Origin of the sequence: Pseudoalteromonas sp. C8 (genome assembly GCF_011378685.1) — a bacterium.
GTDB lineage: Bacteria > Pseudomonadota > Gammaproteobacteria > Enterobacterales > Alteromonadaceae > Pseudoalteromonas > Pseudoalteromonas arctica.
Window position 1 is genome coordinate 91,469 of sequence record NZ_WTKT01000016.1, and the last position, 19,834, is coordinate 111,302.

Annotated in this window: 14 protein-coding genes; 5 read left to right on the forward strand and 9 right to left on the reverse strand. The window is 38.9% G+C overall.

Going from position 1 to position 19,834, the window contains the following annotated elements; all coding sequences use genetic code 11:
• Positions 1–2: 2 nt before the first annotated feature.
• The 3 genes from ubiD to GQR39_RS15240 form a co-directional block, all read right to left on the reverse strand.
• Positions 3–1,469, reverse strand: a complete 1,467-nt coding sequence (gene ubiD, locus GQR39_RS15230; protein ID WP_007580574.1) for a 4-hydroxy-3-polyprenylbenzoate decarboxylase — start codon at positions 1,467–1,469, stop codon at positions 3–5.
• A gap of 71 nt (positions 1,470–1,540) precedes the next feature.
• Positions 1,541–3,571: a methyl-accepting chemotaxis protein gene (locus GQR39_RS15235; protein ID WP_165736044.1), complete on the reverse strand. Its 2,031-nt coding sequence runs from the start codon at positions 3,569–3,571 to the stop codon at positions 1,541–1,543.
• A 66-nt stretch (positions 3,572–3,637) separates the two neighbouring features.
• Positions 3,638–3,919, reverse strand: a complete 282-nt coding sequence (locus tag GQR39_RS15240; protein WP_165736045.1) for an MliC family protein — start codon at positions 3,917–3,919, stop codon at positions 3,638–3,640.
• Between the two features lie 145 nt (positions 3,920–4,064).
• Between GQR39_RS15240 and GQR39_RS15245 the strand changes: the two genes are divergently transcribed.
• Positions 4,065–4,970 carry a DUF808 domain-containing protein gene (locus GQR39_RS15245; RefSeq protein ID WP_024592606.1) on the forward strand — a complete coding sequence of 302 codons (906 nt, stop codon included), beginning with the start codon at positions 4,065–4,067 and terminating at the stop codon, positions 4,968–4,970.
• Between the two features lie 44 nt (positions 4,971–5,014).
• Here the strand turns inward: GQR39_RS15245 and GQR39_RS15250 are convergent, their stop codons facing one another.
• The 3 genes from GQR39_RS15250 to GQR39_RS15260 all read right to left on the reverse strand — a co-directional run bounded on the left by GQR39_RS15250 (position 5,015) and on the right by GQR39_RS15260 (position 9,702).
• Positions 5,015–5,956 (reverse strand): tetratricopeptide repeat protein, encoded by a 942-nt coding sequence (locus GQR39_RS15250; protein ID WP_024589662.1) that lies wholly within the window; start codon positions 5,954–5,956, stop codon positions 5,015–5,017.
• 86 nt (positions 5,957–6,042) lie between these two features.
• The gene (locus tag GQR39_RS15255; RefSeq protein ID WP_165736046.1) at positions 6,043–7,443 is read right to left on the reverse strand and encodes a M20/M25/M40 family metallo-hydrolase; all 1,401 of its coding nucleotides are present in this window, start codon (positions 7,441–7,443) and stop codon (positions 6,043–6,045) included.
• Between the two features lie 180 nt (positions 7,444–7,623).
• Positions 7,624–9,702 (reverse strand): TonB-dependent receptor, encoded by a 2,079-nt coding sequence (locus tag GQR39_RS15260; RefSeq protein ID WP_165736047.1) that lies wholly within the window; start codon positions 9,700–9,702, stop codon positions 7,624–7,626.
• A gap of 191 nt (positions 9,703–9,893) precedes the next feature.
• Here GQR39_RS15260 and dbpA point away from each other — a divergent pair, with 191 nt between their 5' ends.
• Positions 9,894–11,282, forward strand: a complete 1,389-nt coding sequence (gene dbpA, locus GQR39_RS15265; protein ID WP_007580581.1) for an ATP-dependent RNA helicase DbpA — start codon at positions 9,894–9,896, stop codon at positions 11,280–11,282.
• Positions 11,283–11,304: 22 nt separating this feature from the next.
• Here dbpA and GQR39_RS15270 read toward each other — a convergent pair whose 3' ends face one another.
• A complete protein-coding gene (locus GQR39_RS15270; protein ID WP_010555422.1) occupies positions 11,305–11,877 on the reverse strand; it encodes a DNA-J related domain-containing protein in 573 nt (190 codons plus the stop codon).
• A 76-nt stretch (positions 11,878–11,953) separates the two neighbouring features.
• On the opposite strand from GQR39_RS15270, the gene GQR39_RS15275 reads away from it, so the two are divergent.
• Complete coding sequence (locus GQR39_RS15275; protein ID WP_121954360.1) at positions 11,954–14,773, forward strand: ATP-binding protein; 2,820 nt, start codon at positions 11,954–11,956, stop codon at positions 14,771–14,773.
• 63 nt (positions 14,774–14,836) lie between these two features.
• On the opposite strand, the gene rho is transcribed toward GQR39_RS15275, so the two are convergent.
• Both rho and trxA read right to left on the reverse strand, forming a co-directional pair.
• Positions 14,837–16,096, reverse strand: a complete 1,260-nt coding sequence (rho, locus tag GQR39_RS15280) for a transcription termination factor Rho (protein ID WP_002960945.1) — start codon at positions 16,094–16,096, stop codon at positions 14,837–14,839.
• Between the two features lie 185 nt (positions 16,097–16,281).
• Positions 16,282–16,608, reverse strand: a complete 327-nt coding sequence (gene trxA / locus GQR39_RS15285; protein WP_002960942.1) for a thioredoxin TrxA — start codon at positions 16,606–16,608, stop codon at positions 16,282–16,284.
• A gap of 91 nt (positions 16,609–16,699) precedes the next feature.
• Here trxA and rhlB point away from each other — a divergent pair, with 91 nt between their 5' ends.
• Both rhlB and gppA read left to right on the forward strand, forming a co-directional pair.
• On the forward strand, positions 16,700–17,977 hold the full coding sequence (gene rhlB, locus GQR39_RS15290; protein WP_002960940.1) for an ATP-dependent RNA helicase RhlB: 1,278 nt from the start codon (positions 16,700–16,702) through the stop codon (positions 17,975–17,977).
• Between the two features lie 43 nt (positions 17,978–18,020).
• Positions 18,021–19,514 (forward strand): guanosine-5'-triphosphate,3'-diphosphate diphosphatase, encoded by a 1,494-nt coding sequence (gene gppA / locus GQR39_RS15295; protein WP_024608259.1) that lies wholly within the window; start codon positions 18,021–18,023, stop codon positions 19,512–19,514.
• Positions 19,515–19,834 lie beyond the last annotated feature (320 nt).

The window sequence follows — 19,834 nt, forward strand, 5'->3', positions numbered from 1 at the left end:
ACTTAAAGAATATTAAGGCTTTCCCAAATATCATCTACGCGGTCTTTGGTGTCTTTATCCATAACAATAGGCTCGCCCCATTCGCGGGTGGTTTCGCCAGGCCATTTATTGGTGGCATCCATTCCCATTTTTGAACCAAGGCCAGAGACTGGCGATGCAAAATCGAGATAATCAATAGGTGTGTTTTCTATTAATGTTGTATCGCGAGCAGGATCCATTCGGGTTGTTATAGCCCAAATAACATCTTCCCAATCACGGGCATTAATATCGTCATCGCACACAATTACAAACTTGGTATACATAAACTGACGTAAGAACGACCAAACTCCCATCATCACGCGCTTAGCATGGCCAGGATATTGTTTTTTCATTGTTACAATCGCCATACGGTACGAGCACCCTTCAGGCGGCAGATAAAAGTCGACGATTTCAGGAAATTGCTTTTGTAATATCGGCACAAACACTTCATTAAGTGCTACACCTAAAATTGCAGGCTCATCAGGCGGACGGCCAGTAAATGTGCTGTGATAAATAGGATCTTTACGATGCGTTAAGTGAGTTACCGTCATTACTGGAAAGTCATCTACTTCATTATAGTAACCGGTATGGTCACCATAAGGGCCTTCTGGCGCCATTTCACCTGGCATAATGTAACCTTCAAGTACTATTTCTGCACTGGCAGGGACTTGTAGGTCATTTGAAATAGATTTTACAACTTCGGTTCTGCTACCACGTAATAAACCAGCAAATGCATATTCGCTTAATGTGTCGGGTACAGGCGTTACTGCACCCAATATAGTAGCTGGATCGGCACCTAGTGCTACCGAGACAGGGTAAGGTTGCCCTGGGTTTTCTTTACACCATTCTTGAAAATCAAGCGCGCCACCACGATGCGACAACCAACGCATAATTATTTTATTTTTGCCTAATAATTGCTGGCGATAAATACCTAAATTTTGGCGCTTTTTATAAGGCCCTTTAGTAACTGTAAGGCCCCAAGTAATTAATGGCGCTGCATCACCTGGCCAACAATGTTGAATAGGTAATTTAGTTAAGTCTACATCATCACCTTCTAAAACTACTTGTTGGCAAGGCGCTTTTTTAACTTCTTTTGCTGGCATATTAAGCACTTGCTTAAAAATAGGTATAGCGCCTAAAGCTTCTTTAATACCCTTTGGTGGATCAGGCTCTTTTAAAAAAGCGAGTAGTTTACCTACTTCGCGCAGCTCGCTAACGTCTGTTTGGCCCATGCCCATTGCTACGCGTTTTGGTGTACCAAATAAGTTGGTAAGCACCGGCATATCGTAGCCTTTTGGATTTTCGAATAATAACGCAGGGCCTTTTGCACGCAATGTGCGATCAGATATTTCGGTCATTTCAAGATACGGGTCGATTTCTTGGGTGATACGTTTAAGTTCGCCTTTTTTTTCAAGCAAATCGATAAAATCACGTAGATCTTTATATTTCATTGTGGGCCGCTATTAAGCAAAAGAGTTGAAGTATTATACCCATTTCATGCAAGCCAAGTCATTACTTGCACTTAAAACTTAAAGCGCTCTACGGCACTTGTTAAGGAGTGTGCAAGTTGATTTACGTCTTCACTTTCGCTTGCTAGGGTTGTCGCGTTTTTGGCATTCAAGGTTGCTTGCTCTGTCACCTTGGCCATTATTTGTTGAATGTCGTTACTGTTAGTCAATTGCTCATGTGATGCATGAGCAATCTGCTCACTCATCTGATTAACAGACAACAATGTGCTTTTAATACGCTCTACGGCTTTATTTAGTTCAGTGCTGTTTTTAACACATTGCTTGGCTTGGTGTTGGCCATCGGTAATGTGTTCTTGAGTTGTTTGAGTGTGCTGTTGCAATGTTTGGATCATGGTGTTTATTTCGCTAGTCGAGGTCTGTGTACGTGCAGCTAATGATCGAACCTCATCAGCAACTACAGCAAACCCGCGTCCGTTTTCACCCGCTCGCGCTGCTTCAATTGCAGCATTGAGTGCCAATAAGTTGGTCTGCTCGGCAATGCTGCTAATTGTTTCAACAATGGCTTCAATAAGCTGAGTGTGTTGGGCTAGTTCCTCAGTGCTGCCTACTGCTTTATCAAGGCGCTGTAATAAAGTTTCTATACTTAGACTATTTTTATTAGCAATCTTGTTTACGTCATTGGCAAATTGCGATGCATTGGTTATTTCACTTGATGTTTTATCTGCTTGTTCATAAACCGCTTGTGAGTTGGTTAGCATATTTTGTGCAAGCGATGTTGCCTGCGCGCTTCGCTCCAACTGCTGTTGTGCAACAACCGTCATTTGCTGACCTTTTTCACTGGTTTTAATAGCGCTGCGGTCTAGTTCATGGGCGTCACTACTAATTGCGCCAATTAACTGGGTAAGGTCTTCACTGAGTTTATTTATGTTATTTAGCAAAGTACCAAATTCATCTTTACTGCGCGGATGGCTTCGCTTTGATAAATCACCTGAGGCGATTCGGGCTAAATCGCGGTTTACTTTTTTAAGCGGTTTTAGCATTGCGCGAGTTGTAAAAATAGAGATAGCGATAATCAATATAATTAAAACAAGCGTAATAATTACTACAGAACTAATCCCTGTATTTATGGCGGCCTTTGCATTAGTTTGTAAGGCATTAAAGCGCTCATCAGCCAATTTATTAAGTTCAATAAGCTGACCTTCTGTTGTTATAAATTGCTGTTGAAAGTGTTCAAAATTTTGAGCCGCAGCAATAGTACTTTTGAGTACTTTATTTTGTTGGGCATAAATTCCTGTATCGTTGTTAAGTAACTCTCTTAATTGATTAAATTTAGCCGTTAAATTTTTAGCATTAAACGCATTATTAAAAGGTAGCGCTTGTTGCTCTAAATAGGTGAAATTAGGTTGGATGTTATCTAGTAGAAATAGGGTATCTTGCTGATGGCTATTTAAATCATTGATACTTGTAGTTTGAGTAATGCTTTTTATATTATTGCTTAAGTTAAACAATAAATCATCTATACGGGTCGCTGTTCCAAACATCGCATTAAGTAGCGCCTGCTGTTTTGCAGGCACTTCTAAAAGTTCTATATCAAGTAAGTTAGAACTTAAATTGTAAAGTTGCTCGTTAAACGTTGCTGATAATTCTATGGTGGAATTTTGCGCTACAAACTTACTCTCTTTAGCACTAAACATTGCGACACTTACTTTAGTCAGTTGCTCGAAGCCTGCGTTGGTACTGGTGAGTAAATTTTGCATTGTTATTTGTTGATTTAGTTGAGTGCTTAACGAATTGAGCATATCGCTAAATTGTTGTTGTTCAGCTTGCGCCTGTTTTTTATTTTGTTGAAGTAAATCAAGGTTTGCTTGGCTGTAAGCTAAGGCATTAAATTTGGTAATAGACAGTAATGATAGCCTTAAATCTTTACTGAACTGTTGTACCGGAACTGCTAATTTTTCGGTTCGGGTATTGTTAACGCTAATTTTGTTTAATGACCAATAAAAAAACACACTACTTGTTAGCACCAATAAACCAATGGCTGTAAAAGCTAAAATTATTTTATGTTTGATCGCAATTGAACGCATAACTTCATCACAATAATGGGTCTTTAATTATTGTAGCATTGCTGTAATTTATTGGTTGGTTTTGTGTTAAACCTTGATGCACTGTCTTTTTTTACCAGCAATGATTAGCATGGCTTCATTTCCCTTACCCCAAAACAGTACCTCTTCACTTATATATTTATTCCCTGATGCACTTTTTTCGTGATTAAGTACATGCATTTTATTGTTAAAGATAAGTTCGGCTTCAGAATTATTAATGATATTGAGTTTTACGCTCTCATCATCGCATTGGTAAGCAGTACTGGTTTGTAAATCACTACATGCGGTTAAGCTTAGTAAAATAGCGATTAATGCTAAATATACTTTCATTTTTCCTCCCATCTTCTTTAAAAGTTAGTTAAAACACAGGGCAAAATTTTAATCTAATGTAAGAATAACAAAGCAAAATTAACCGTTGGTGAAAGTAGCGCTTTACGTTATGTTTATAGCAATATTTTTTGAGCTCGGAAGCTTTATGGCAGGCACTAACCTTTTAACGTTATTAGACGATATAACCACTTTACTTGATGACATTGCGACAATGAGTAAGGTAGCAACAAAAAAAACAGCGGGTGTATTAGGCGATGACTTAGCGCTCAATGCACAGCAGGTTACAGGTGTTGCAGCAGAGCGTGAATTACCGGTTGTTTGGGCTGTGGCAAAGGGCTCATTTTTAAATAAAGCGATACTCGTACCCGCTGCTTTATTAATAAGCGTATGGCTGCCTTGGTTAATAACACCGCTTTTAATGATGGGTGGTTTGTTTTTGTGTTTTGAGGGAGCTGAAAAAGTATTTGCTAAGTTTTTGCCTCATCACAATGAAGTGGTAGATGAAGATGAAAAATTAGATTTAGTTGAGTATGAAAAACAAAAAATAAAAGGGGCAATAAGAACCGACTTTATTCTTTCTGCCGAAATTATTGTTATTACTTTAGGCACTGTGGCAGGCGCTACATTACTTAACCAAGCTTTAGTGCTTTGTGTTATCGCAATTATAATGACGATTGGCGTTTATGGCTTAGTGGCCGGTATTGTAAAGCTGGATGATGCCGGGCTTTATTTACTCAACCAATCTAAAGTGTCAGCTAATAAATTTAAAGAGTTACTTGGTAAAGGCTTACTCGCAGCAGCGCCTAGGTTGATGCAGTTTTTAGCATTTGCGGGCACCATTGCAATGTTTTTAGTAGGCGGCGGGATTTTAGTGCATGGTGTTGAGTTACTGCATCATACTCAAGTGGATGTAACAAGCTATGCTCAGTCTGTTGCTGGCGGCACAGGAGAAGTATTAGCGCCTCTCTTGTTTGATGGTTTGCTAGGTGTTATTGCCGGCTTAGTTGTTGTGCTTATACATGTAAGTTATACAAAGTTATTTAAAAAATAGTTTATAGCTGGCGTACTTGTTGCGCCAGCTATATTTAAATTCACTCATTCACAGTTAGCTATTTTACAAAGCGATTCTAATTCAAATTGTGCTTTAGTATTTTTTTGCTCAATGGCCTTTTTATACCAATAAATAGCCTGTTGATAATTTTGAGCTATTCCCTGACCATCACGATACATTTGCGCTAAATTTAATTGCCCCCATTGAGAACCCGCTTCAGCAGCTAGCTTAAAGCTATTAAATGCTTCAAAAAACAACTTATCTTTAAAATAAATAATGCCTTGTTGATTGTTTTTATCGAGTTTTAAACCTTTATATAGTGGCTTAGGTTTGGGAGGAAACATCACAAACCCGCCATAAAGGCTGTTGGCATAAGGTCGCAGCACGTCATAAATAGCTTCGTCTTTATACAAACGCTTTACTTCATCACGAGGGAGAGTGATTGTTTTAGTGGAGAAGTAATTGTCTTGAATTAGTTGGCTGGTACGCATTGCCAAGGTAATACTATTATTACGTTTATAGCTGTAGTTGCTTATCTGAAAGGTAATAAACTGCTTGTCAAAACTTAAAACTTGAGCAATTCTTAAATTGGTTAGGGTCCAGGGTTCGTGTGTAAATTTGTCGGCGTGTACTAAGTAGGTGTCATATATTTTAGGTGTATTCAAATAGCTTTGCTTTTGAGTCTCGGTATCAAGGTGTTGTTGATAAAAAAACGAAACAATCCAAAGCAATAAAAATACGCCAATAAAGTATTTAGGTAGGCTTAGTTTTTCTATTAACGGTAGTTGCGGTATTTTAACAGGTTCGCTTTTTCCGCATTGATAGCACTCGCGTTTATAGCTTAATTTTAAGGCAAGCATAGGTAAAATGCTAAATCGTAAATAGCGGCTTTTATTTACTAAATGGTAGGCGTCGCTCTGGCAGTGAGGGCAGCGTGTTATTTGTGCAAAATGTGGAAATGATTCACTCGTATTGAAAAGTAACATAAAGCACGCTCCTTGTTTAATTACCTAAAGGTAAAACAAGAAGCGTGTTAGTTAAAGCTACAAACTGTAAGTAAGTATGTCTGTTATTACTTATTTTGAGCTTTAGGCTTGATAGTGGTTTTTGCATCGGCAGCCATTAGAGCAAATACAGCATATGCAGCGGTATTTTGACGAAGCTTAGCAGGTGTTACTTTATCAAGCGTATCGTCAGCTGTATGGTGGTAATCAAAGTAATCTGTTCCATCTTGAGCAAGTTCAAAAATAGGCGCTGACGTTGCTGCTTTAAGTGGAATTAGATCGGGGCCACCATTCGCTTGGTTTTTACCAATGTGCTCAATATTTAACGGCGCAAGTTCTTTTGCTATAGCGCGAACTACAGGAAGTGACTCTGCGCTTACGTTCGATTCAAAAGCATATACAACATCGGCGCCAAAATCAGACTCAGCGGCTGCAACAATATTGCTTAGCTCGTTTTTATGCTCTGCAAAATAAGCTTTTGCACCCCAAAGACCTAGCTCTTCAGCTGCAAAAAGTACCACACGAATACTGCGCTTAGGACGTTTTACATCGCTAATATGTTTAGCGGCTGCCATTGTTAGTGCAACGCCTGCGCCGTCATCTAATGCGCCAGTCCCTAAGTCCCAAGAATCTAAATGCCCCCCAATTAATACATATTGCTCAGGGTTTTCGGTACCATTAAATTGGCCAATCACGTTATAACCAGTGCCTTCACCAAGGCTTTCGGTTTGCACATTAATATTTACCGATACGTCTTTATTTAAAGCAACTAAGCGTGCTATTTGATCTGCATCTGGGTTAGCAATTGTTACGTTAGGTATTTTTGTAACACCTTCTTTGTAGTAACTACCGCCAGTGTGTGCAAAGCGATGATGACCGGTACTAACCGAGCGCATCATGTAGGCAACAGCGCCTTTTTTAGATGCTTCTATAGCGCCTGTACCGCGTGCTTTTACAGCAGGTCCGTAACCATTCCCGTCTATGTCGCGGTTCATACGGTAATTAATATACGCAATTTTACCTTTTAAACTGTTTGCCGGTGCGGCTTTTAATTCATCAAGTGTTTCGAATAAGACTACCGGCGCTGTAATCCCATCTTTTGGCGTGCTTATACTGTTACCTAATGCAGTTAAGTGCAGTGGTTGCTCGCTTGGTGTTAGTATTTTTCCGCTTTCGCTATAACGGCGCCATTCAGGAAATGTGGCTTTTTCTAACCATACTTTATCAAAGCCCAGTTCATTAAATTTGGCTTGAGCCCATGCCACGGCTTTTTTATCGTTTTCGGTACCAGGAAGGCGTGGGCCTACTTCAGTTGTTAATGACTCTAGTAATTTATAACTTAAATCACTATTTAGTGCAGAGGTGCGCACTTCGTCTACTTGTTGTAATTGCTTTTGGGTAAATTCGGCGCTGTTAGCGTTTGCAGCCATACTGCTAGTAAGCAGCAGTGCGGTAATTAATTTTTTCATTTTGGTAGGCCTTTTTAATAATTAGCGCTATTAGAGCATGTAACAAACATGATAAAAAATAGATGAGATGAATAGGCTTTGTAATAGGTTTAATGCTGTTAGGTGTGAATATTTAGATATAAAAAAGCCCGCGTAAATGTACGCGGGCTATATTTTAAAGCTGTTATTTAAGGCATTTATTTAAAAGCTAAATTGCGCAGCTAAACGAAGATTTGTGCCCTCGCCAACAGTTACATTATTTGTGCCGCCGCCACCTAAATAGCTTTTATCAAATAAGTTTTCGATGTTAAGGCGTAAGTTAATATCGGTATTACTTAAGTTAAACTTATAAGTTGCACCTACATCAACACGCGTATAGGCATCTTTAGTAATTGTATTGGCGCTATCGGCAAAGCGCTCACCTTCGTAAAAAGCACCAGCATTAAGTGCAATGGCGTCGTTTAATTCATAACGCGTCCAAAGTGATGCCGACCATTTTGGTGCATCGGTAGGGCGTTTACCTTCCAATATTTCATCGCGTTCAAAGTTAGCATCTAGATACATAGTTGATGCCATAACAAATAAGCGGTCAGTAGCGGCACCTTGTGCGCTTACTTCAACACCTTTGTGGCGTTGTTCACCCACTTGGTTTGTTTCACTTGTGAATGAGCCAATAGGCGTCTCAAGTTGTTCGCTAACAAGAGTACCTTCTTTGCTAATATCAAAAATAGCACTGGTAAGCATTAGGCGGTCATCAAATAACTGCCATTTAATACCAATCTCTCTTTGCTTAGATGTAACAGCATCTAATTTCATGCCGTTATTTACATCTGTTTCATCAATCAGTGTTTCACTACCTTGAGGCTCAAAACCTTCTGAGTAACTAGCGTATATAGTTGCAGAAGCATTTGGGTGATAAAGCACACCTACTTTTGGTACAAATGATTCGTTATCATTTCCTGTGCTATTTTGTTTGTCGTAACGACCACCCAATGATAGTTGCCACTCAGGCGAGAACGAAATTAAGTCTTGAACGTAAATTCCGTAGTAGTCGTATTCAGTTTCGCTTACTGTATCATCTGTTTTATAGCTTACTGATGGACGAGATGGTTCTGCTTGTCCTGCAGAAAAATCAAAAGAGTCGGCAGAGGTACGACGTTGCCCGTAGTAATAATCAAGCGAGTTTGCGCCAATTAAAAATTGGTGCTGTAAGCTACCTGTTTTAAATTCACCAATAAAATCAATAAATGCAGTTTTAAATTGCCAATCATCAAAACGGTCGTAAGGGCGAGATTCATAACTATCGCCTTCAACAAAGTCACTTGGCATATTCGGTGCTGATTCAAAGCGTTGGCGCTCAAACGTTTGTTCGTTATAGCCAAGCTTTACTTGCCAGTTATCGGTTAAAAATACTTCTAGGTCTACACCTAGGTTTTCTACGGTTATGTCGGTAAATGCCCAAGACATATCACGGATTGTTTTATCATCACCAATTACATTGGCGTTTTCGTCTATCCATGCGCCAGTATCTAAACCGGCTTCGTCGTCTGTGCGGTCGTAATGCACACGTACTAATGCGTTGTCGCTAATATCGTAATCTACAACTAAAGCACCTAAAAAGCGGTCACGCTCGCGGTTTTCACCGTTTTGGTATTCACGCCAGTAATCAACATCTTGTTTAACTAAAATACCACGAGCACGTAAATCTTCAGATTCAGTCAAGGCACCTGCAGCATCAACCATAAAGCGCGTTGAGCCATGTTGATCTACATCGGCACTGGCATTAAATAATGTTTGTGCTGTAGGCTTTTTAGTAACCATGTTCACCAAGCCACCCGGACCTGATTGACCATATAAAATGCTCGATGGGCCTTTAATTACTTCAACTTGTTGTAAAATTTCGATTGGTTGTTGGTAGTGCGACCAATGCTGATGCCCATCACGTAAATAACCTGTTGATGAGCTTAGCTCAAAGCCGCGCAAGTTAAATACCTCACGATTTCGTTGTTGTGAGCCTGCAGTTAAGCTTGCGTCATTTGTTAGTACTTCGCCAAGGGTAGTGGCAAGTTGCTCACTAATAATAGTGTCGGTTATTACGGTTACAGATTGTGCGGTTTCAAGTAATGAAGCTGATGTTCTCATTGCGCCATTAGCGTTATCTACTTTGTAATCGTTAAAGTAGCTACCTTTTACTTCTATACGCTCAAGGTCAGTAGTGTTTGCGTATGTGTTTGTTGTAATGCTTGCTAATAGTGCTATGTAAAGAGAATTCAGTTTCATTGTTTGCTTCCAGCAGTGATATGTAAAAAACAATCGCGATCTTAATGCAAACTACTATCATTTTCAACACCTTTTGTTAACGTGCTTTATTATGTGTTTGTTAATGGTTGCTAATTACGAATTCTGCTATTATTAGCAGCATATTTAGTGGGGCTTTCCCCCACGTTATTTTTATTGCTATGGAACTTACTGTGACTTCAACTGCTTTTTCATCTTTGGCTTTACCAGCTGGACTCGTTGATAATTTATCAACACTTGGTTATGCGCATATGACACCTGTACAAGCGCAAAGTTTACCGCCTGTACTTGCTGGTAAAGACATCATTGCTCAGGCAAAAACCGGTTCAGGTAAAACTGCTGCGTTTAGCTTGGGTGTGTTAGCTAAATTAAACGTAAAACGCTTTCGTATTCAATCTTTAGTCTTGTGTCCTACTCGTGAGCTTGCCGAGCAGGTTGCGGTTGAAATGCGTAAATTAGCGCGCGGTATCCATAACATTAAAATATTAACGTTATGTGGCGGTGTATCAATTGGTCCACAAATAGGCTCGCTTGAACATGGCGCGCATATTATTGTTGGTACACCTGGGCGTGTTGATGACCATATTCGTAAAGGTACTTTACGTTTAGATGATGTTGAAACATTGGTACTTGATGAAGCCGATCAAATGCTTGATATGGGTTTTCAAGATACACTTGATGCAATTATTGAGCGCATTCCACAAAATCGTCAAACATTGTTATTTAGTGCAACATTCCCAAGAGCTATTGAAGCAATTGCTAAGCGTGTACTTAAAAATCCAGAAATGGTTAAAGTAGAAGAAGAGCAAGCCAAAAGCACAATTAAGCAGTACTTCTACAAAATGGATAATAATAAGCAGCGCTATCCAACGCTAAAATTATTATTACTTAAATTTACACCACAAAGCTGTGTTGTGTTTTGTAATACTAAAGTAGAAACACAACAAGTGTGTGACGATTTAGCTGATGAAGGCTTTAGTGCTGTTTCGCTACACGGTGATTTAGAACAGCGCGATCGTGAACGTACGTTAATTCACTTTTCAAATAAAAGTGCTTCAATACTTGTTGCAACCGATGTTGCTGCACGTGGTTTAGATATTGACGACATGGATATGGTGATTAACTACCATTTAGCACATGACACGCAAACACATGTGCATCGTGTTGGTCGTACAGGTCGCGCTGGTAAAAAGGGCATTGCATGTTCTATTTACGGTGAAGCAGAAGCGTTTAAAATTGCTCAAATAGGCGAACATTACGAACGTGATATTACTCCAGAGCAAATGCCACCATTTAATTTATTAGACAAGCCACCGTACCGCCCTGAAATGGTTACTTTGATGATTGATTCAGGTAAAAAACAAAAAGTACGTGCAGGTGATATTTTAGGTGCTTTAACGGGTAAAGATGGGGTTGCAGGTCGTCAGGTGGGTAAAATTAACGTACTTGATAACGTAGCGTTTGTTGCTGTTGAGCGTAACTCATTAAAACCTGCGCTTCGTAAATTAACCGAAGGCAATATTAAAGGGCGTAAAATACGCGCACGTCGCCTTACTCGTTAATTTAAACTTCTAAATTAATAGATTAACGAGCAGCTACCTTTAGTTGCTCGTATTGTGTTTGTATTTTTTTAAACTCAACTTCACAGCCATTTGGTTTATCTGGGTGCACTTGTAATGCAAGTTGTCTCCAGCGCTTTTGAACATTTTTAAGAGTGAAATTTTCAGGTAACTTCCATTCTAAAGCCAATGCTTTAAATTCATTTTCATTTAAAGCTTGTTGTGGTGATGTCGTTTTAAACTGACGCCAAAAGCTATTTAAAAGCTCATCAATCTGCTCTTCACTGGTATCGTAATTATGCCAATCTAAATAATAATCTCGCAAATTTTCGCTTGTTGTTACTAAACTATTATCTCCTTTTTCTAAAAGCTCGATATGCAGAGCTGAAATGAGTAAACTCTGAGGGCGTAATTGTGCCTGCAGTTGGTACAGTGCATTCATGATTAAAAAGTTACGTTTAAATAAATCACGTTCAGGACTTTTATCGAGAGTGGTCATAGCGCTGCGGTTTGTCAGTTCTGCTGCTAAAGTATGAACTTGCCAAACCTGCTTTGTTAGTATTAGCTCAAAAATCTCATCAATCAGTGGGTTAAGCATTGTTTAGGCCCTAGTAGTTGGTGTATCTTCAATAAAGATTACACTGATATAAGTAACGGTTTGAAGGATTAAAATTATGCTGGGCAAGTTAAAATGCCTCTTATTTACTATATGCTGTGTACTAATAGCTCCTAGCTATGCCCAAAATAATGATTCGTTATTTGAGCAATTCAAAAACGAAGTGCAGTGGGAGCCTAAATTACAATTAGCAAACATGCTACTTGCTAATAAAAATGCCTCCAAAAAGGAGCGTGTCGCTGTTTATTCGGCATTGGGTAATACTGCGTTATCGGTTGATAATTTTAAAGACTCATTACATTACTTTAAATTACTCGAACAACATACTTCGGATACTTTCTTCCCTGATGAGCACTTTCGTGCAATTAAAATGCAAGGTGTTGTACTTTTTTATCAAGGCTTATTTCAAAAAGCGATTATTGAATATACCCGTACCCTAGCATTAGCAGAAAAGAATAAGCAATTACTAGAGCAGGCAAACTTATTAAATAATATTGGTTTGGCCTATTTTAATATGAATAAGCTAGGCGATACCCTAGAGTTTTATTTAAAAGCAAAAGCTATCTACGAGGCGTACGGCAGTGAGCAAGATAAAACCGATATACTACTTAATATAGCAGGCGTTTATATACGCTTATCACGCTACGATAGTGCGTTTGGTCTTTATCAAGATGTACTTAAGGTTTATCAACGATTAGATGATAAAAGCGGTATTGCGCAGGTATATAACAATATGGGTGTTGCCCATATGGAGAGTAATCAATTTGACTTAGCACTGCATTATTATCAGCTAGCGCTGCGCTATTATATTTCAGCTAATGATTACAATAAGTTATCTACACAATATACAAATTTAGCTAACACTAATTTAGTATTAAAAAAAGTGGATGAAGCGTACGAGCAAGCTAAATTAGGTGAGTACTACGCCCTTAAAATAGATAATCATAATTTAGAGCTTAATGCGCTACATGCGCTGGCTAAAATTCAGTTTGTTAAGGGTAACTTAGAAGAGGCGCAAATAAATTTAGATAGAGCTATTTTACTTGCTCATGAATATGGTAGTGAGCGAATAATTAGAGAGAGCTTAGGGGCCAAAGCACTTCTTGAAGCCAGTAAAGGCGATTATTCAAGCGCAATGGCTTTGCAACAAAAATATATTAGTGAGTTGCGAAAGCTCAGAAGTACGGCAATTATAAATGCACTAGCGGTACTTCAGCATCAATTTAAAGCAACGCAATTAAACCAAGAGATAGAAAAACTTAAGCAAGATCGCCGTGTGCAAGAGCTAAAAATGTCGCAGCGTTCTCAGCTTACTTTATTCTCTTTTTTACTATTACTTTTAGTTGTCGTAACTGGTATTGCGCTTTATCGCCGTGGTGCAGAAAAACGCGCTAAGCAGCAGTTAACAGAACAAGTTACGCAACGTACCGCAGAGTTGCAGGCAATTGCACAAGAGCTGAGAGAAGCCAACGATGTTAAAAGCCAGTTTTTGGCTAATATTAGTCACGAAATTCGCACTCCACTAACGGCTATTTTAGGGCAAACAGATGCTTTGATTAATGAATTATATGAGCCTGAGTCACTTAAAGATGAATTAAGAGTAATTCAGCGTCACAGTGACCATTTAAAAAGCTTAATAAATGATGTACTTGATTTAAGTAAAATTGAAGCCAATAGATTAGAGTTAAATATTTCGTGCTTTGATATTGTAGAGCTCGTAAATGATGTGCACGCAATGTTTATCACCCAAGCAAAAGCAAAAAATCTACATCTTATTTTAGACAATCAAGTGGGTAATGAGTTTTACACTAAGCTGGATTTAATACGCGTAAAGCAGATTCTTATAAACTTATGTGCAAATGCTATTAAGTTTACTCATTCTGGGCAGATCATTATTGCATTAAATAAGAGTGAGCAAGGACTAGTTATTATTGTAAAAGATACCGGTATTGGTATGAGCTCTAAACAGTTAAAGCTTATTTTTGAATGCTTTAGCCAAGCTGATAACAGCATTAGCCGTCGCTTTGGTGGTACAGGGTTAGGCCTTAGCTTATCGCAACAATTAGCTGCGATGATGGGTGGTTATATCAGCGTACAAAGCGAATACAAAAAGGGCAGTCAGTTTTCGTTCTTTTTACCGTGCGCAGAAGTAAATAAATCGCAAAGCATGATTGAAACTCAAAGTGCTCCTAAGGCAAATAAGCAATTGGCAGGTCGTGTCGTACTTGCGGAAGATCATCCTGATAATCGTAGGTTAATAAGTCGTTATTTACGCTCAATGGGACTCGAGGTTATTGCTGTTGAAAATGGTGAGCAAGCGGTAGAGCAGTGCTTAAAAGAATATCCAGATTTGGTATTGCTCGATATTCAAATGCCAGTGATGGATGGGCGTTCTGCTTTTCAGCTATTAAAACAATGTGGTTTTGAGCGACCTATTTTTGCTTTAACAGCAAATGCTATGAGTCATGAAGTGGATGGTTATTTAGAGTTAGGGTTTACTGGTTACTTAGGTAAACCGATAGACAAAGAGTCATTTTATAAAGCGCTTTCTAGTCACCTACATAATGCAGAAGATCAGCCAATTACAAAGCAAAATGAAGTTGATATGAGCGATCTTGTGATTAGTTTCAAGCAGAGCTTTGCTTTGGAGAGTGAAACGATTGCGCAGCATTTTATAAGCGAAGATTTAGATGCGCTACAAAAAGATAGCCATCGCATTTTAGGGGCTGCACAAATGTTTGGTTTGGATGAAATTGCGCAATCGGCTAAAAATTTAGACAGAGCACTTCTACGCAGAAGCAAAAAAAGCAGTGCAAATGACTTTAAAGCGCTCGTTGATACGCTGCAGGGTGTACTTAAAAAGTATAATGAAAGTTAAACTGTATTTAATCCAGACACAAAAAAAGCGCCTAAGGCGCTTTTTTATTCAATTAAAACGCTTTTATTGGCGTCTCATCGAATCAAAAAATTCATCATTGGTTTTGCTCATCGATAGTTTATCGATTAAGAATTCCATTGCATCAATTTCTGACATGTCATGAACAATTTTACGTAAAATCCAAAGCTTTTGAAGTTCATCTGGTTTTGTTAGTAATTCTTCACGACGAGTACCTGAGCGGTTAAAGTCGATAGCTGGGAATACACGTCTTTCCGCAATTTTACGGTTAAGGTGAAGTTCCATGTTACCAGTACCTTTAAACTCTTCGTAGATAACTTCATCCATTTTAGAGCCAGTATCGATAAGAGCTGTAGCTATGATTGTTAAGCTACCACCTTCCTCAACGTTACGTGCGGCACCAAAGAAGCGCTTAGGTTTATGTAATGCGTTAGCGTCAACACCACCAGTAAGTACTTTACCTGATGAAGGAATAACGGTGTTATAAGCACGTGCTAAACGAGTGATTGAATCCAATAAGATAACAACATCTTTTTTATGTTCAACTAGGCGTTTTGCTTTTTCGATAACCATTTCGGCAACTTGTACGTGACGAGAAGCTGGTTCATCAAACGTTGATGCAATAACTTCACCTTTAACTAGGCGTTGCATCTCTGTTACTTCTTCCGGACGTTCATCAATAAGTAAAACCATTAATGTTACATCAGGATGATTGTGCGTAATTGATTGTGCAATATTTTGAAGTAGCATTGTTTTACCCGCTTTTGGCGGAGCTACTAACAAACCACGTTGGCCGCGGCCAATAGGAGATGCTAAATCAAGTACACGGGCTGTAATATCTTCTTTACTGCCGTTACCACGTTCCATGCGAAAACGTTCGTTTGCATGTAATGGAGTAAGGTTTTCAAAAAGAATTTTAGTTCGAGAGTTTTCAGGTTTATCAAAGTTAACTTCATTTACTTTAAGTAAAGCAAAGTAACGTTCACCGTCTTTAGGTGGACGAATAAGACCTGAAATTGAATCGCCAGTACGCATGCTGAAACGGCGAATTTGGCTAGGTGAAACATAAATGTCATCTGGGCCAGCTAAGTAAGAGGCTTCTGATGATCTTAAGAAGCCGAAACCATCTTGTAAAATCTCTAATACACCGCCGCCGAAGATATTCTCTCCGCCTTTGGCATGGGATTTAAGAATGGCAAAAATGATATCTTGCTTTCTTAAGCGGGCTACGTTTTCGAGCCCCATGGACTCAGCTAAGTCTACAAGCTCTTTAATGGACTTGTCTTTTAATTCGCGTAAATGCATATTGGTGGGTTCTTTATTACAGTTGTCATACTCAAAATCGCTTTGATCGTTGAGTGAGGTTTGTTGAATATAACTAAGGATTAGTTGGCTTTATAAACTAGCAGTTCACTGGCAAAGCGTCCAGTCTTTATACAAAATAAATTTAAAAAAGGGCAAAAAGCCCTTTTTATTGTTCTAGCTTACAGTTAGATGTTGTTTTCTAAAAACTCAATAAGTTGAGTTTTTGAAAGAGCACCTACTTTCGTTGCAGCTACTTGACCATCTTTAAAAAGAAGTAAAGTAGGGATACCACGAATACCAAATTTTGGCGGTGTGCCAGCATTTTGGTCAATGTTTAATTTAGCAACAGTCACACGGCTGTCGTATTCATCAGCAACTTCGTGAAGAATAGGGGCGATCATTTTACAAGGTCCACACCATTCAGCCCAGAAATCTACTAGTACTGGTTTGTCAGATTGTAATACGTCAGCTTCAAAGCTATCGTCAGTAATTTGGATTATTTTCTCGCTCATTGCGCTCTCCGATTTAGTTAGGCGAAATATTTAGTGCGTATTTAAACACTCTTGTTTCTTATTGCAAGTTTAAACGTTATGCTTAAACGCTATGACTAAGACACATTTAACCGATAAAAAGTTTTCAGACTTTGCTATCGCACCGGAAGTGGTTGCCGGTTTAACCGAGAATGGGTTTGAATATTGCACACCTATTCAAGCAAAATGCCTACCTTTTATTTGTGATGGACGCGATATCGCGGGCCAAGCTCAAACAGGTACAGGCAAAACGTTGGCGTTTTTAACTGCCACGTGCCATCGGTTATTACAATCTAGCAAAGCACCTAGTAAACATCCAAGAGCCCTGATCATGGCCCCTACTCGGGAGCTTGCGATTCAGATACACAAAGATGCTAAAATTTTAGCGCCGCACTGTAATCTTAACTTAGGTTTAGTATATGGTGGCGAAGATTACGAAAAACAACGTGCACAACTAGAAAAAGGCGTTGATATTTTAATTGGTACTACAGGTCGTCTAATTGATCTGTATAAGCAAGGCTGTTACACCCTTAATGAAATTGAGGTAGTCGTGCTTGACGAAGCTGATCGTATGTTCGATTTAGGTTTTATCAAAGATATTCGCTATATGTTCGATCGTATGCCAGATACATCAAAGCGTTTAAACTTATTATTTTCTGCCACATTATCGTATCGCGTACAAGAATTAGCTTTTGAGCACATGACAAACCCAGAACATGTTCAAATTGAACCTGACGTTAAAACGGGTAAACGTATTCAAGAAGAGCTATTTCATCCTTCGCAAGAAGATAAAATTAAGCTGTTGTTAACCTTAATTGAAGAAGAATGGCCAGAGAAAGCAATCGTGTTTGCAAATACCAAGCACAGTTGTGAAACAGTATATGCTTGGCTTAAGTCAGACGGTCATCGTGTAGGTATGCTTACTGGTGATGTTAACCAGAAAAAACGCCAAACTATATTAGCGCAGTTTAGCAAAGGCGACTTAGACTTTTTAGTTGCGACTGATGTTGCAGCGCGTGGTCTTCATATTCCAGAAGTAAGTCATGTATTTAACTTTGATTTACCTGACGATTGTGAAGATTATGTTCACCGTATTGGTCGTACTGGTCGCGCTGGTGCATCAGGCCACGCAATTAGTTTTGCATGTGAGCAATATGCATATAACCTGCATGAAATTGAAGAATATATAGAGCACAGCATTCCTTTATCACATTATGATAAAACAGCATTGCTAGATGATTTAACTCAGCCTATTATTCAAAGAAAGCGCAACTATTCAACAGGTCCACGTAACCGTAGTAATAACAGCGGACGTCGCCCAAATAATAGTTACCAAAAAGGACGGTCGTAAACGACCGTTTGTATAAGTAGTAGTAACTAGAGGTTTTTGAACGGTGGGGCAACTTAAACCGCAAAAAAATGTGTACGCAGTTATTGATTTGGGCTCAAATAGCTTTCATATGCTTATAGCCAAATCAATTGCTGGCGGTCTACAAACAATTGGACGTGTTAAACGCAAAGTCCGATTAGCCGCAGGGCTTGATAAAGATAACGTATTGAGCACTGAAGCAATGCAGCGAGGCTGGGAATGCCTTGCCCTTTTTGCTGAGCGTCTACAAGATATCCCAGATAAAAACATCACCATAGTAGCAACAGCCACCTTACGGCTAGCCACTAACGCCGAAGTATTCAAAAATCATGCAGAAAAGATTCTTGGCCATAACATTAATGTTATTAGCGGAGAATTAGAAGCGCGTACAATTTATAAAGGTGTTGCTCATACTTCATCTTGTACTGGCAAACAGCTTGTTATTGATATTGGTGGTGCAAGTACCGAAGTTGTAATTGGTAAAGCATTTGATGCCTTACATTACAAAAGCCTCAATATGGGGTGTGTTACCTATCTTGAACGCTATTTCAAAGACTGCCAATTAAGTAAGAGTAACTTTAACGCAGCCATAAAAGCAGCTCGAACAGTCATTGATGAAATTTCTCCAGAATATAAAACAGCGGGATGGCAAATTGCATCTGGTGCTTCTGGCACAGTGCAAGCAATTCAAGAAATTATGGTCGCTCAAAATCTTGACGATTTACTTACGCTTGAAAAGCTCAACACTATAAAAGAGCAAGCAATTGCATTTAGCACTATTGCAGCGCTAGACCTTCCTGGATTAAGTGAAGACCGTCGACTGGTATTTGTATCAGGGCTCGCAATCTTAATCGCACTATTTGAATCTCTTGAAATAGAAAAAATGGGATTGGCGGGTGGAGCACTGCGTGAAGGCGTTTTATATAGCATGGTTCCGGAGTTTCATAATAACGACATTCGTAAACGCACAGTTGATGGGTTTATGAGTCGTTATCACGTTGATCAAAAACAAGCGTGTCGGGTTTCAAGCTTAGCTATGCAGTTAGCGGTAAGTATTGATAAAGATTGGCCAATTGAAAGTTTAAATGGGTTACCACTATTAAAAGCGGTAGCGCAGCTTCATGAGATTGGATTACTAATAGAATATAAGCAGTACCATAAACACACCGCTTATATTTTGGAAAATACCGATATGCCTGGTTTTTCACAGTCAGAGCATAAATTAATAGTAGCGGTAGCAGATGCGCATCGTTCTGATTTTCCAAAAGGCTGTTTTAATTCACTCGGCGTAAATAGTCTATTAGCGCAATATATAGTGAGATTACTACGGATAGCAGTCATCTTATCAATGCGCAGACAAGATGATGTACTGCCTAAGTTTGAGTTAACTGCTAAAAATGAAGTGTTAGACCTTAAGTTCGAAAGTAACTGGTTAAAAGATCATCCATTAATGGCCAGCGAGCTACAACAAGAGTCTAAACAGCAAGGTAAACTTGGGTGGAAGCTCATAGTAAACTAATTAAAAAGGCCCATCAGGGCCTTTTTAGTGTTTAAAGTAACCATTTCGATGCAAATGTGTGCGAACAGTACATTATTTCAAGTTTTCTTCAAAAAAGGGTTGATCTGTTTTCGGATCTCCCTATAATGCGACCCCACTGAGACGGGAAACGCCAACGCATAGCGAGGCACGAACAACTCGGGTGTTAAGTAAAACTTAGTTTGAATCTTTTTAGAAAGTTTAAATTTAAGTGTTGACAAAAAAATAGGAAAGCGTAATATGCGCAGCCCTAGCGAGATAAAGTTTAACTTTATAATCGCAACGTTCTTTAACAATATAAA

Excerpts from the sequence above, each read along its gene's own strand:
- ubiD (WP_007580574.1), bottom strand. The coding sequence starts at position 1,469 with ATGAAATATAAAGATCTACGTGATTTTATCGATTTGCTTGAAAAAAAA.
- GQR39_RS15235 (WP_165736044.1), bottom strand. The coding sequence starts at position 3,571 with ATGCGTTCAATTGCGATCAAACATAAAATAATTTTAGCTTTTACAGCC.
- GQR39_RS15240 (WP_165736045.1), bottom strand. The coding sequence starts at position 3,919 with ATGAAAGTATATTTAGCATTAATCGCTATTTTACTAAGCTTAACCGCA.
- GQR39_RS15245 (WP_024592606.1), top strand. The coding sequence starts at position 4,065 with ATGGCAGGCACTAACCTTTTAACGTTATTAGACGATATAACCACTTTA.
- GQR39_RS15250 (WP_024589662.1), bottom strand. The coding sequence starts at position 5,956 with ATGTTACTTTTCAATACGAGTGAATCATTTCCACATTTTGCACAAATA.
- GQR39_RS15255 (WP_165736046.1), bottom strand. The coding sequence starts at position 7,443 with ATGAAAAAATTAATTACCGCACTGCTGCTTACTAGCAGTATGGCTGCA.
- GQR39_RS15260 (WP_165736047.1), bottom strand. The coding sequence starts at position 9,702 with ATGAAACTGAATTCTCTTTACATAGCACTATTAGCAAGCATTACAACA.
- GQR39_RS15270 (WP_010555422.1), bottom strand. The coding sequence starts at position 11,877 with ATGCTTAACCCACTGATTGATGAGATTTTTGAGCTAATACTAACAAAG.
- GQR39_RS15275 (WP_121954360.1), top strand. The coding sequence starts at position 11,954 with ATGCTGGGCAAGTTAAAATGCCTCTTATTTACTATATGCTGTGTACTA.
- rho (WP_002960945.1), bottom strand. The coding sequence starts at position 16,096 with ATGCATTTACGCGAATTAAAAGACAAGTCCATTAAAGAGCTTGTAGAC.
- trxA (WP_002960942.1), bottom strand. The coding sequence starts at position 16,608 with ATGAGCGAGAAAATAATCCAAATTACTGACGATAGCTTTGAAGCTGAC.
- rhlB (WP_002960940.1), top strand. The coding sequence starts at position 16,700 with ATGACTAAGACACATTTAACCGATAAAAAGTTTTCAGACTTTGCTATC.